Raw genomic sequence first — 13,446 nt, 5'->3', positions numbered from 1 at the left:
TTTAATCTGAGATTTGTATGTTAAAAAAGAGACTAAGACGGCGGCTTCAGCCGAACATCGTTGTCCCCAGTCGTCTGGTCAGCATGTGATCGTGCGTCTATTCCGGTTTGCCAAGCGAATGGCGGGCGCGTACCGTTAACAGCGTAATCGCCGACAATTCGCTCTTTATAGATCAAGGGGTTATGTGAAGTGATCGTGCGAGCATTCCGCCAATAGCGGTCAAGCCCCTTCGACCTGGCAGTCGCTGAAGCACCAAGCGCATCAAAGATTGCAGCAGTAGCCTCAAGTGTCAGCCTCGCAACAATTGTCTGTGCTTGAGCCACTTCCACCTCCGCTTCCACATTCGCCCATTCCACGTATTCGGCGTCCTCTGACGTCTTGGCTTCGTACGCGCGCTGCACAGCCTCAGCTGCTTTCAGTACAATCGCCCCTGCAGCGTATGCCTGACTGTGCACGCGTCCAACCACTTGAAGCACTTGAGGATCTTCGCCTGCCCGGTCGGCTGATGCATGCGAGTACGTTCTCCGCCGTTCGGCGACTGCTGCCGCAACGTCTCTCGCTGCCGCTCTGGATATTCCTGCCAGCGTTGCAAGATGAACCATTTGGGCGAACGCGGTGCCGTACTTCGTGTACGTTTCTCTGGCGAATACGTCCTGTCTCTCGACCGGTGTATTGACGAACTTCGTCGTGCCGCTGCCAGTCAGCGTTTGCCCGAAGCCCGCCCAATCATCCACGATGTCGACGCCTTCCGCCGCAGCTGGAACGATGGCTGAGACGATGTCGTCTTCTCCAGCCGTTGCGCTAACTACGATCCAATCCGCATAAATGGTGCCTGTGGAGTAGAATTTAATGCCATTTAAACGGAGCTGATCCTCCGCTTGTGACAAAGTAGTCGCGATACTGCCCACCTTGTTCTCTCCAATCTCCGTCAAGGCATTCCCGACGATCTCCCCTTCTGCAATGCGCCTTAACCATCGTTCTCTGCGTTCTCCATCCGGCAAATTTAATATTCTCTCGACGAAACCGAAGTGAATCCGCAGCGCTTGCGTCACATTGGAATCTGCTTCCGACAATTCAATCAGCAGTCCAAACAATTCGGGGAGCGTAGCACCGAGTCCACCATCCTCTTGCGAAAGACGGATAGTCCCGAAGCCGCATGCCCTTAGCCAGTGGATCTCCTCGTGAAGCAGTTTACGATTCAGTTCCCGATGAACGGCTCCTTCGCGAATTCGTAGGAAGGTCGGCCGGAAACGCTCGGCCAGTTTCGTGTAGTTGTCCGATGGGCCGATGCCCCAAACACCTTCGTGTATTCCCATTGTCCTCCTCCTTATTTCCGTTTGATAGAGTACCCTCAAGCTCTCAAGAGGAGGCTACCGACCTATTTTCCGTATTAGGCAAAATATCATTTGCTACCATCTCACCGAATGGACTTACGAAGGCATATTTCTCTTTGGGTGCCTCCCTATGCTTAAGCGGAAGCTTGGGGAAAAGCAGTTCTTCGACTCGGAAGGCTTCTTCCAAGTGCGGATAGCCAGACATAATGAAGGTTTCAATGCCCATCTCATGGTACTCCAGCATCCGCTCTGCAACCGTGTCCGGATCGCCGACGAGCGCTGTCCCCGCCCCGCCTCTGACGAGGCCGACGCCTGCCCAGAGATTAGGGCTGATCTCCAATTTGCTGCGATCTCCTCCATGCAGCTCTGACATCCGGCGCTGCCCAACGGAATCCATCTTGGCAAAGGAAGCCTGCGCTTTGGCAATCGTTGCGTCATCCAAGTTCGAAATTAATCGGTTTGCAGCAGCCCAAGCCTCATCTTCCGTTTCACGAACGATGACGTGCAGCCTTATTCCGAATCGAACCTTTCTTCCGCGTTTGGCAGCGAGTTCCCGAACCGTGTCAATTTTTTCTTTGACTTGTGCAGGTGTTTCGCCCCATGTTAAATAAACATCAATATGATCCGCAGCGATTTGTTGGGCGATGGGTGAGGACCCCCCGAAGTAAAGCGGTGGATAAGGCGCTTGAACCGGCGGATACATAATTTTCGCCTTATCTACCGTGATATGAGCGCCATCGAAATCGATCTGCTTCCCCTGCATCAGCTGTCTCCAGACTGTCAAATATTCATCCGTCAGCTCATAACGCGTATCGTGGTCGAGCATAAGTCCGTCGCCTCTTGCCTCGGAGGTATCTCCTCCAGTAACGATATTAATGAGCAGTCTTCCTTGGGATAACCTGTCGAACGTAGCTGCCATCCTCGCCGATAACGTCGGTGACATGAGACCTGGCCGCAGTGCTATAAGAAATTTCAACTTTTTGGTAGCCGGAATTAAGGCAGAGGCTGTTACCCAGGCGTCCTCGCACGATCTTCCCGTTGGCAGCAATACGCCACTGAATCCAAGTGTGTCAGCCGCTTTGGCAATCTGGGTAGCATAGTCTAGATCTACCTCCCTTGCTCCTTCTCCCGTGCCTAGATAGCGTCCATCTCCATGTGTCGGTATAAACCAGAAAATTTCCATATCCTTCCATCCTTTCTTATAAATAAAAAGGAGACCTATGCCGCCCTACAAGGCAGAAGGTCTCCGGTTGTCCGGTTGACAGGTATCAAGAACAATTAACTTCCATTCACAGCTCCCCGCTTTGCTGACTCTTTGATGAGTTTCCAAATCGGAGCGGTCAAGCTTTCTTTATCGTGACTTAAATATTGATTGGCATAACCGCGTACAGGGTCCCCGGCGTAAAATCTCTCATACAGCTCATGCCTGGCACCAAGCGGGCTCCCCACTAAATCCCATGCGAGCTTGAACAATTGCACCTTTTTCTCTGCGCTAACCGTAGCTCCCTCGAAATACTCGCTCATTAGCTCGGATATGGTGCCATAGAAATCTTCAATGCTGGAGGGAACTTGAACAAACCCGCCACCGCCAATCTGTTGCAAAATTTCAACGGCACGCGGATAAAACTTGGTCCCTATGTTTCTTGCTGTGTTTATATAGGACAGCTCTGGTACCAGAACGCCGTGCTCGTCATATTTGGCTTGCGTCTCGGAAGCAATGACAAGCGCTTTGATCGTATCAATTTGCGTTAGCAGCTCGCCAAGCTTTTCTTGAATGTGGAGAAAACCACCTACGCCAATCGCTTCTGCAACAGCAAACGTGACACCAGTAATAAATTCTAGCTTGGCCACATAACGTACGACATTTTGATGAAAAGCTAGTGCATTTGCCGTTGTATTCGCCCTAAGTGCCATAACCTTCTGGGCATCGCCATACATCAGTACGCGTTCCCATGGAATCAATACATCATCGAAAAACAACACGGCATCCATTTCGTCATATCTAGCGCTGAGAGGAGAATCGTGCGCTTTATCGCTCGCATACGACTGTCGGCAAACGATATGAAGGCCTGCAGAATTCGCTGGCACGATGAGCACATGCGCATGCTCGCGATGAGCTTGTTCCAGTTTGAGAAAGGAGAAGATAACAAAGTCATGCGTATATGGCGCACCCGTTGCGATCATCTTGGCTCCTCTAACGACGATCCCTTCACTTGTCTCCTTAACCACATGCAGAAAACGGGATGCGATTCTGTTATCGTCCAAGCCGCTCGACCTGTCAATTTGGGGATCAATAATGGCTGTCGTCAGAAATAGATCGTTATCTCTAGCCGTTTCATAGTAAGTCGTTATTTTATGTGCAAAACCTGGTTCCAATCGATCAAGCTCGTGGCGCGCAGCATACCATCCGGTAATGAAAGAACGGGCATAATCGGAGAGCCGGCTCATCATGCCGTTGCATTGCTTAGACCAGAAGGCGAAGGATTGACTTCTCTTTGCAAGCTGCTCCGGGGTATGGGGAACAAGGAAGGAACTGTGAGCATAAGCTTCCCTGCCCTTGATTCGATAGCCTACCTGATCTCGAAGATGAGGATCGTCAAGGGAATCAAATAGGTTTCGTATGGTTCCTAATGTTCCACGAAAAGCTGGATGTGTGTCGAGATGGGTGACTTTATTGCCATCCAGCCATACCGTTCGCCCATCGTTCAAACTCTTTATAAACCTTTCGCCTCTCAAGCTTTCACTCCCACCTTCCGAAACACGATAATTCCGATGAATTAACTCAGGTATTGAGTTAATCATAGCCATCCGACGAAACATGGTCAACAAACAAAAAGGTATGAAATGAAGCTTTTCGGACATCTCAGCTTATTTTGACCATTATTTTTCAGCAAAATAAACACAATTCGTTCAATTGTGCACCTAAAGGCTCATGGCCTGATAAAAGCCAATTGAAGCTATTCGGCTTAATTGAATGGCCATATAGTTGGGTGAGTAAATCATCCCTTGTTTCAACCAGCTAACGACAATTCCACCAATCCATGACGACATGCTTACCAGCAAAATATCGAGTGGAATCGGCTGCTTCTGATCCATTCGGTTGTTGTCGACTCGTTGGCCTATTGTGATCTGCACAGCTTCGATCATGCGATCGCCAAATCGCGAATCTGGCAAATGAAACAACAGAACACGATAAATGGAAGCTTGCTCGGATAAATGTACGAACAGTAACAGGAAGTAAGGATCAGGGACTTCATGATGTGGTACATATCCCAATATTTGCGACTTATTGTTTTCATATAAGTTCATTAACTCGGTAAGCTTATCTTTCATGATTTGTTCAAGCAGGTCGTATTTGTCTTGGAAATGGGTATAAAATGTGGATCGGCTAATATCCGCAGCATCTGTAATATCCCTGACGACAATGGTTTCGAATGGCTTCTTTTCACAAAGCGACAAGAAGGCACTTGTAATATGATGTTTTGTTTTATGAACGCGTCGATCTGATCGTAAAACATGCATGCTTATCTCCCCTTAACCTTTGTTTACTTGACACTTTGCACTATTATGTCCGATAATGGACATTTTCTGGAATTATGTTCCTCGTTTTCAATTTGTTATATGTATCATAAAATACAAACCTCAGTTAATCAATTGGAATTATTGTATTTAAACTACTTGCGAATGAAGATAACAAAAAGGAACAGCTGCCTAAGGCAAACTGCTCCATCTTGATTTCGCAACTTTAACGACTTCACTTAGTCGCGGTCAAGCCAATGACTGGCTAGGAAGAAGCAGGTGTACCCTGCAAGCTGCGCCTTCTAGCTCTAATCGATAAAACACAACTAACAAACAAAACCAAACATGCCAGCGTATACGGATAATTGACATCCAAGTCTAATAAAAAGCCAGCTGCAATAGGTCCAGCTATATTGCCAAGACTAGTAAAGGCAGAGTTCAATCCGGCTACATAACCTTGCTGATCCTTAGCTACCATGGACAATTGAGTACTGATTGCTGGCCGTAAGATATCGATTGCCAAAAATACAACAAAGGTAACAGCAAAAATCATCCAAAATTGGTGAACGAAAAGCGTCAGCAGAATAAACAAACCTGCAAAGAAAAGACAAAAGGAAATGACGCGTTGCTCCCCAAAACGATTGAGTATCCAGCTGAAGGCTGTAACTTGAACTACGGCGCCAGCTATAGAACCGAACGTTATGATAAAAGCGATCTCCTTTGGCTGGAAACCGAATTTCCGATCTACAAATAGTCCATAGATCGTTTCATAGTTAGCGAGTCCGAAGGACATCACAAAGACGATGACTAAACTTAAAAAATAGGGCTCTCTGTAGGCGTACCTTAATTGTGAAACAAGCCCTCTTCGTTCAACCGTGCTAGATGGAGCATCCGGTATACTCTCTTTTGCAGGGAGCGACTCTCTCAGGACAAACATGGTGATACATGCTGCGAAAAACCCCGCAGCCGCTGCAGAATAAAAAGGAACGCGGATACCAAATTCAGCAATGTAACCGCCAATACCCGGTCCAATAATGAAGCCCGTTGTAATTGCTGCTGTAATATACCCCATCCCTGCCGCGCGTTCTTCCTTTGTCGTAATATCTGCCGCGTAAGCCATAACAGCCGGCATTATCATCGCTGCACTGATGCCGCCGAGCATCCTCGAAGCAAAGAGCAGGCCAGTCCAACTGGCAAATCCAAACATGGCCTCAGAGATCGCGAACACAATCATCCCGAAGACAATCATTTTTTTCCTGCCTATGGAATCTGCCATACGTCCGGCTAATGGCGAGCAAAGCAGCTGCGTCAGTGAAAAAGAAGCAATCAACAGGCCGATCGTTCCTCCCGTGATGCCCAGACTGTCCATAAATTTAGGCATAATTGGGATAACAAGTCCAATTCCCGAAAAGACTAGAAAAAGATTAAACATGAGTACTAATAAAGCTCCCTGATGTCTTGTTAATAATGTCATTTATTACTCCTCCTATTACCGAATAATACTGAATAGTTATTCAGTATTATTGCAAAAAAAAGCACTAGTGCTTCGGCTTGGCAATGCCCTGCAGAAACACATCCATAGCCAACCGATATGCCGCTAGCGCTTCGTCACGTTCCATTCTCCGGCAATGCTGGCTTAGCCCAAGCAACAGACTGTCCAGAATAATCGCATGACCCGAGACATTCGTAATTTCAAATTCATGGCTATCGATACCCTTCTGAAGCAACTGTCGATTAAAGTCAATATACCCTTTGACCATAACGTTTATTCGCTCCTCCACATCTGGTGCTTTCTCCGCGTTATTAAAAAACTCATCAGCAGCCCTCGTGAGTGGATGATTCAGTTGATCATGCGCTAAATATTCGACCATGCCGTATAATTTATCGGTAATAGTCAGGTACAACTTTTCCTTGACCAACCAATTCCGATCCCATTCTGTGTTCCACTCCTCAAGTAAGTGCAGGAAAAGCCCTTCCTTGTTCTTAAAATGATAATAAATGTTACCTGCGCTGCAGCCTACTGCTTTGACAATGTCTTCAATAGCGGTTGCTTTGTAGCCCTTTTGAGCAAATAAACCTCTTGCCGCATCGGCGATCTTTTTCTTCGTTTGCTCGGTTTGCTGTTTCTTTTTATTCACACATGCTTCACCACTTTCTGACCGCGGGATCTGCAAAAATGATAATCACCTATATCACTGAACATTCATTCAGTATTATAGGTGATTTTTGAAATCTTTGCAAACCTCTTAGTGGCTGAAGAACGATAGCAGCACCATTGGTAAATGTAATGACGCTTTAGAGCATCCTTGTTATAATTAAGGAAAATAATGGGAAGTAACGGTTGACATAAGGAGTCTTGCCTGCGAAATAGCCGTTCATTAGGGGGACTTATGTTATTAACTCATCAAGCGAAAAGTAAGGATAATTCAGGGATACAATCCGATGTCCGTCGCGGGTATCCCCCATCTGTGAATGCCCTGCATGCCGCACATCGTTCGGTTGGAAACCGCATGGTACAAAGGATGGTCACTCAGCATCTCACAAATGCGAGTCATGGTACGATTCAAAGACAGCTAAGCGCTGACCAGGTGGACGAATTGGAATACACAGTAAATAATTACGCTTTGGCAGCTGGTTTTTCTAAGGCTATTGTGGATCGCACGCTCAGCATATTGCAGAAGCGGCATAACTCCGTTGCCGCAGCCATACAAGATATCGATAATGCTTTTGGCGAAGCCTTCGATGAGCTCAAAGGGACGCCTGTCGAAGAGATCGGTATGGATATAGAAGATTCAAGCTCTAAGCAGACGACAAATGCCTCTCTTCAGGTCCCAAACTCTCCTCCGCAAACACAAGGAAACACGCCAACAATAGATGCCTCCAACCAATTGGGCAGTTCACATTCTGGACAGCAATTTGCCAGTCAAAGTGGCTCGTATCCGGAAAGTAATTACCCTAGCGTAGGCTTTTATCAGCAGCCTCAAACCGGTTACGGGCAACCCGCATATTACGGGCAATATGCGCAATATGGGTACAACTATGCTTCACAGCAGCAGCCTCAAACCGGTTACGAGCAACCCGCATATTACGGGCAATATGCGCAATATGGGTACAACTATGCTTCACAGCAGCAGCCTCAAAGTTATTCAACCGCTGTCACCAATCAAGCAGATTCTGCATTTCAACAAATCATACCCATTGTCAGCAAACTCTTCCCAGATAAATCAGATGAAATTATCAAATTGCTGGAATGGGCCAGCGTATCCCCAATGATTAAAGGTTTTAAAACCTGGTACTCAGATATGATGCAACGTGCTGGTGACGAAAGTATGGTGAAAGACATGCTTTACGAGCTTCTAGATGTCCAAAGGGAAATCTTATCGAACTATCAAGTGGATCTTGTTTATCATTTGGATAACGACAAGCAATCGGCCTCCAAAAGCTTCGACTATAAAGTGACACGTGATAAAAAATATCCTGGTCTAACTATGTCTCTGCAGGAAAACGTCGCCAAACATGAGGTTACACATGTTGAGAATCTAGTTCATTCGTCGGCAGATTTGCACCCTGGTGTCAAGCACATTGCCGAGAAGGTACTAAAAGATGACAAAGATGCACATAAAAAATATACAATTGGCGGCACGATCGCAATGACAAAAGGAGTTGCCACTACAACGTCGGTAGATATCGTGCTAAAGGAGCTATTGAAAACGTTAACTAACAATCCTAGCTCTATAGAAGGAAGAGTTACTTACTTGGATAAAATTGTTGTTGTCGATCACAACTTCAAAGTACTAGGAACGTTTACGAAAAATAAGTTTAAATGGACGTTAGAATAACAATTTAAAAACCTTCGACATAGCCGGTTCCAAGCGAACATGGATATCGCCTGACGACGGGTAGGCGGTTTGCTCCCACAGATCATAGAGCATATACGAATCTTCTTTGGGCAAGCCCAAACGCTCGACGGATATGCTTCTCTCATTCGCTTCATCTTTGTTATAGTTAAACACCGCGATATAAACTTCATTATTGCCTTCCATTTTGAAAAAAACATCAGCCGCAGAGTCATTGGTATTTCCCTCAAGCGGCTTAAAGCTCTTCCCTGCCCGCCCAATTGCTAGAAGCTCCGGGCGGGTCAACCACGCGCTCGCTCTGTTCCTCGCTTCCTCCTGGCGGAAATCGTCCCCCATCAAGAGCACCGTCCCGGCTATAATGGAAGCGTTCAACCGGCTACGACCTTCCTGCAATGTTGTTGTTTCTTGGTTAAAGCTTTTGTACAGCACGGTGTGGTCAGGATCATTGTAAGGAAATAAGGTTCCATTCATCCACCACCCATAAGTAAGTGAATTCAGCATATATTCCGTATCTTTCAAGGTACCGAAAGCATCACAGGAGATGCGCCGGCTATGGGCATATTGATGCGGAAACATCGGTGCAATGGACAAATTAATAAAGAACGGGCGTCCGATCACTTCCGGATCGAGCCTTCTCCTGATCAACGACATGCCAAAGTTGTACGCCTGAATGCCTGTACGTATTTCTGGATCGAAGTGTCTGCCTTCCAGAGCACCATGACCGAGAAAATCAAGCTTTATATATTCGAATCCTGCTTGGACAAAACGCTCCAGATACCACTCCGTCCGCAGCAGACTGCCCGGGTGCGTAGGATCGATCGCTAGCCCGCCGTCCAATTCAGGCAATATGTGGCCTTGACCATCTTGAAGCAGGAGATCCCGGTACGTATATTTGCCGTCCGTTCCTTCCACTTTCCGGTCGAAATCTTTCCCCCAGAAGGCAAAAGGCGTCCAATAAGTGCCTGCTTTTTGCCCGTTGTCGCGAACGTGACGCACGGCGTCCTCAAGCTGCACCTCGCTTAAGTTGGTCCAGAACGAGTCAAAGTTGAGATAGACGGTCCCTTCGTGATGAAAACCTCCGTCATATAAGCTTTTCAAGAAATCCGACGTATGAACATAAAGATCGTAGTCAAGATCCGCCCCTGCGGCCGACCAGCTATTCCATCCGAAAGGAACACCATGCTCCCATTGAAGTGGAGGCGCTGCTTGGGCATTCGCCATCCCGTACTGTTCCATTCCCACTCTATAATCGTCATACATGCCTACAAAGATTCGAGGTGAAGCAATGGTTTGGCCGATTAACGAGCCGTGAGGAATCGTATCGCGCGTATACTCACCGGCCGCTCCGCCGTATACCTCCAGTCGATGAATCGCTGATCCTTCTTCTCCGACGATTTTCAGCCCGGTTTTCCATGTATCATGTGTGATGGAACCGATGATTAAGCCTTTTCTGGAGGCGGGTTCAAGAACAGCTGTAACTTCGTAGCTTTCCAACTGCCCAGGCATGGCAACGGATTCGTAGCGCACCCACTTGTCGTTATCGAAAGGAACAAGCAGCGCCCTTAGCTCATGTGTGTCTGTCCCGAGTGAGATCGCTGATGACCCCAGCGCTGCATCGACTGACAACGGCGACATATAGTTCGTCTGCAGAGCTTCCGCTTCGCCTTCTACTTCAACCTGAACGAAAACGTAAGGCGATGTTTCATACATCCAAAATGTTTGTCGCATGATCGGAAGAGCCTCAGCGGTATGGATGACGGAAAATTGGCAGCCAGAACCGAATTGGTCGTGGATGGTTCGAGCGCCTCCATCATCCAATCTGTGCTCTGTGTATTCGGTCGATCGAACAAGCTCTTCTCCGAGCTTCGCTGTGCTATAAGCGCCGGTCACTCCAGCGCCGGAAGACCATACATAATCAGCCAAACCACTCGTCATATCGATCGTAATTCGGCAGGCCCCATTTTCCCCAATCACTTGTCCATTCAGCGTTTGAATCCTGATATCGGATGCCATCGATAAACACGCTCCCTTCAATATGTACAGCTGTCAAAAGAAAAAAGGAAGCCGAATCATGCCCCGGCCTCCCAGAACCGCATCCTTATTTCCAAAGATCTGTGCGTTTCTTGTAGTTGTCGCTAAAGATTTTCTCCACTTTCTCATCGCCAGCTGCCTTCATGTCAGCAAGCATTTTATCGAACAGAGCGGATGCATCGGCTTCGCTCTTAGAAATAATGATTTTGGTAATCGTTTGGTTCATAATATCCGTAACCTTCTGGCTGACTAGCGCATCTGGCGTGCCGCCGGCAGGGCCTAAGTTGTCGTATACCGATGTATCCCACACCGTATCGGACAAGTTCTTGAGCGCCATCTGGTCAATCTCACCACGTTGGTAACGGCCTGGCAAATCATACGGCGTACCGTCAGAACCTTTGCCGTTCTTAACGAACCAAGTCCATTTACGGATACCGGTTTTCTTCGCAAAGCTATCCCAATCGTCTTTAAAGCCTTGCAGCACCTCCGGACGCGGCGTATGCTTGCCATCCTTCATATCCCAGTGTACACCCTCGATGCCCCACATGAGCAGATACTGGCCTTCTTCGCTTGCCAGGAAGTCGATGAGCTTCATCGTTCTTTCTGGATTCTTGTTCGTCTTCGTAATGGCAATTGCATCCCAGCCGAGCGTGCTCTTAGGCCCCAACGTTGTCTTAGACGGATCGACACCAGGTCCTACAAGTTTGTAAGGATACATCTGCTTTTCGGGTCCGCCCGATTTCTTCAGCACGCCATTAGGCGTACCGAAATCCCAATAAGCGCTTGGTGCTGCAAAGACGAGCCCGTTAGAAATTTTTTGCTCCCAAGTCTGCTTCTTATTCACTGGCCATTCCGGATCGATTAAGCCTTCACGGTACAGTTTGTTCAAATACAGCAGCATATCCTTATATTTCGGATCTTTCACATCGTATTTCAGCGTCCCGTTGTTTTCATAGAAGGCCTTCATTCCCCACATGCCTTTGAACGTTCCTAGCACAGCACTCATATTTTCACCGTTAAATGACATCGGGAATACGTCTTTGCCGTCGACTTTACCGAGCTTTGATTTGAAATCTTTTAACAATGTTTCGAATTCGTCCGCCGTGAACGGCTTCCCGCCTTCAGCCTTGTCAGGAGCAATCTGCGTAAGCCAATCCTTCCGCATGCTCATGCCGAATACCGGTTCGTTCTCTGGACCGTACCAGTTGGAAAGATAATAATTCTTGCCGTCAGTGAACCGTGTCTTATTCAAGGTATCACCGTACATTTTTTTCACATTGGGACCGAATTTCGCAATGAGATCATCCAGTGGAATGATCGCTCCTGCAGCAATATATTTGCTGACAATATCGCCTGAACGGTCCATCAGCACGACATCCGGCAGATCGCTGCTGGCCAGCATCAGATTCAGTTTCTCCGCAGGATTGCCTGTCGGCTGCTGAATTTCGATCGTAACTCCCGTGCGTTTCGTAATTTCCTTGGCAACCTCATTCGTGAAGGCATCGCCTGTATTTTTATCAAAAAACGTCAATTTAATCGGTGTTGTATCGTTTGCTTTGCTATCCGCTGTAACAGTTGGATTCTCGCTGGACGAAGCCGTATTATCCTTCGTGGAGCAGCCTGCGATGACCGAACCCATTAGTACCGTTGAAAGCAGCACGTTGAACGTTTTCCTTCTTTTGAACATAGACCTATTTCCCCCTTGACTTCTCATGATTGATTAATGCAAATACTTGGCTACATGCAAGATCCGGAAGATCCGCTCCAAACCACCGCCTTTCATGAATAAGAAGCTTAATTACGCTTTCACCGCACCTACGGTCATGCCTTTGACAAAGTACTTTTGCAGGAACGGATATACGATGACAATGGGCAGGGTCGCAACAATCGTTGCTGCCATTCGGATCGAATCCGATGATACAGCAAGACGTTTCGCTGAATCGGCCATCTGCTGCGCATCCGACACCATCGTTGACGTCTGATATTGGTTCAAAATTTTGACAAGCACAGCCTGCAGCGTCTTCAGCTCCGGTTTATAGGTGAACACATAGGAATCAAACCATGAATTCCAATGGCCGATGGCCGTAAACATCCCTATCGTAGCCAGCACCGGAAGCGTTAATGGGAGCACGATTTTGAGGAAAATTTGCAAATCGTTCGCTCCGTCCATTTTCGCAGATTCATCCAATTCCCCAGGCAGTTGCTGAATAAATGTACGCACCAGGATCATGAAAAACACATTCATTAGACCTGGAGCAATGTATACCCAGAACGTATCGATGAGGTGCAAACTTTTTAAGATCATGTAGTAAGGAATTAAGCCCCCGCCGAAGTACATCGTAAATATGAAGAAAAGCGTAAAGAACTTTCCTCCGACTAAATCGCGCTTGCTGAGTGGATAAGAGAGCAGGCTTATCACGAGCACAGCGAGTGGCGTACCGATCAGCGTACGTGCAACGGTCACTTTGACCCCATTTAAAATTTCCTGATCGGTTAGAATCTGCTGGTAGCTTGATAAGGAAAATACCCTCGGCCAGAAATAAATGCCGCCCCGGATCGTATCCTCCGCACTGTTCAAAGACAGTACTAGGATGTTCCAGAATGGATAGAACGTCACAATAAACACCAATATGAGAAATACATATACGAACCCGGCGAAAACGATATCGCCACTGGATTTTGTTTTCATCCAGACCCACCCTCTC

General features: G+C 47.2%; 10 protein-coding genes. 1 reads left to right on the top strand and 9 read right to left on the bottom strand.

Translation table 11 applies throughout. From position 1 onward, the window contains the following. Positions 1–32 precede the first annotated feature (32 nt). The 6 genes from GQF01_RS26085 to GQF01_RS26060 all read right to left on the bottom strand — a co-directional run bounded on the left by GQF01_RS26085 (position 33) and on the right by GQF01_RS26060 (position 6,991). A complete protein-coding gene (locus GQF01_RS26085; protein WP_161409803.1) occupies positions 33–1,316 on the bottom strand; it encodes an acyl-CoA dehydrogenase family protein in 1,284 nt (427 codons plus the stop codon). 43 nt (positions 1,317–1,359) lie between these two features. Beyond that, on the bottom strand, positions 1,360–2,517 hold the full coding sequence (ssuD, locus tag GQF01_RS26080; protein WP_161409802.1) for an FMNH2-dependent alkanesulfonate monooxygenase: 1,158 nt from the start codon (positions 2,515–2,517) through the stop codon (positions 1,360–1,362). 95 nt (positions 2,518–2,612) lie between these two features. Beyond that, a complete protein-coding gene (locus GQF01_RS26075) occupies positions 2,613–4,070 on the bottom strand; it encodes a 4-hydroxyphenylacetate 3-hydroxylase family protein (RefSeq protein WP_161409801.1) in 1,458 nt (485 codons plus the stop codon). A gap of 186 nt (positions 4,071–4,256) precedes the next feature. Further along, positions 4,257–4,856 (bottom strand): TetR/AcrR family transcriptional regulator C-terminal domain-containing protein, encoded by a 600-nt coding sequence (locus tag GQF01_RS26070; RefSeq protein ID WP_161409800.1) that lies wholly within the window; start codon positions 4,854–4,856, stop codon positions 4,257–4,259. A 262-nt stretch (positions 4,857–5,118) separates the two neighbouring features. Continuing rightward, positions 5,119–6,327, bottom strand: coding sequence for an MFS transporter (locus GQF01_RS26065; RefSeq protein WP_161409799.1), 1,209 nt, complete (start codon positions 6,325–6,327; stop codon positions 5,119–5,121). 64 nt (positions 6,328–6,391) lie between these two features. Continuing rightward, positions 6,392–6,991 (bottom strand): TetR/AcrR family transcriptional regulator, encoded by a 600-nt coding sequence (locus GQF01_RS26060; protein ID WP_161409798.1) that lies wholly within the window; start codon positions 6,989–6,991, stop codon positions 6,392–6,394. 252 nt (positions 6,992–7,243) lie between these two features. On the opposite strand from GQF01_RS26060, the gene GQF01_RS26055 reads away from it, so the two are divergent. Then, the gene (locus GQF01_RS26055) at positions 7,244–8,692 is read left to right on the top strand and encodes a hypothetical protein (RefSeq protein ID WP_161409797.1); all 1,449 of its coding nucleotides are present in this window, start codon (positions 7,244–7,246) and stop codon (positions 8,690–8,692) included. Here GQF01_RS26055 and GQF01_RS26050 read toward each other — a convergent pair. The 3 genes from GQF01_RS26050 to GQF01_RS26040 form a co-directional block, all read right to left on the bottom strand. Further along, on the bottom strand, positions 8,684–10,723 hold the full coding sequence (locus GQF01_RS26050; protein WP_161409796.1) for an alpha-galactosidase: 2,040 nt from the start codon (positions 10,721–10,723) through the stop codon (positions 8,684–8,686). The two genes, GQF01_RS26055 and GQF01_RS26050, sit on opposite strands and share 9 nt — an antisense overlap. An 85-nt stretch (positions 10,724–10,808) precedes the next feature. Then, a complete protein-coding gene (locus GQF01_RS26045) occupies positions 10,809–12,428 on the bottom strand; it encodes an extracellular solute-binding protein (protein ID WP_161409795.1) in 1,620 nt (539 codons plus the stop codon). Positions 12,429–12,539: 111 nt separating this feature from the next. Beyond that, positions 12,540–13,430: a carbohydrate ABC transporter permease gene (locus GQF01_RS26040; protein WP_161409794.1), complete on the bottom strand. Its 891-nt coding sequence runs from the start codon at positions 13,428–13,430 to the stop codon at positions 12,540–12,542. Between the last annotated feature and the right edge of the window lie 16 nt (positions 13,431–13,446).

The organism is Paenibacillus silvestris, assembly GCF_009882985.1.
Lineage (GTDB): Bacteria > Bacillota > Bacilli > Paenibacillales > NBRC-103111 > Paenibacillus_E > Paenibacillus_E silvestris.
This window is presented reverse-complemented; position numbering and strand designations above follow the sequence as displayed.

Excerpts from the sequence above, each read along its gene's own strand:
- GQF01_RS26085 (WP_161409803.1), bottom strand. The coding sequence starts at position 1,316 with ATGGGAATACACGAAGGTGTTTGGGGCATCGGCCCATCGGACAACTAC.
- ssuD (WP_161409802.1), bottom strand. The coding sequence starts at position 2,517 with ATGGAAATTTTCTGGTTTATACCGACACATGGAGATGGACGCTATCTA.
- GQF01_RS26070 (WP_161409800.1), bottom strand. The coding sequence starts at position 4,856 with ATGCATGTTTTACGATCAGATCGACGCGTTCATAAAACAAAACATCAT.
- GQF01_RS26065 (WP_161409799.1), bottom strand. The coding sequence starts at position 6,327 with ATGACATTATTAACAAGACATCAGGGAGCTTTATTAGTACTCATGTTT.
- GQF01_RS26055 (WP_161409797.1), top strand. The coding sequence starts at position 7,244 with ATGTTATTAACTCATCAAGCGAAAAGTAAGGATAATTCAGGGATACAA.
- GQF01_RS26050 (WP_161409796.1), bottom strand. The coding sequence starts at position 10,723 with ATGGCATCCGATATCAGGATTCAAACGCTGAATGGACAAGTGATTGGG.
- GQF01_RS26045 (WP_161409795.1), bottom strand. The coding sequence starts at position 12,428 with ATGTTCAAAAGAAGGAAAACGTTCAACGTGCTGCTTTCAACGGTACTA.
- GQF01_RS26040 (WP_161409794.1), bottom strand. The coding sequence starts at position 13,430 with ATGAAAACAAAATCCAGTGGCGATATCGTTTTCGCCGGGTTCGTATAT.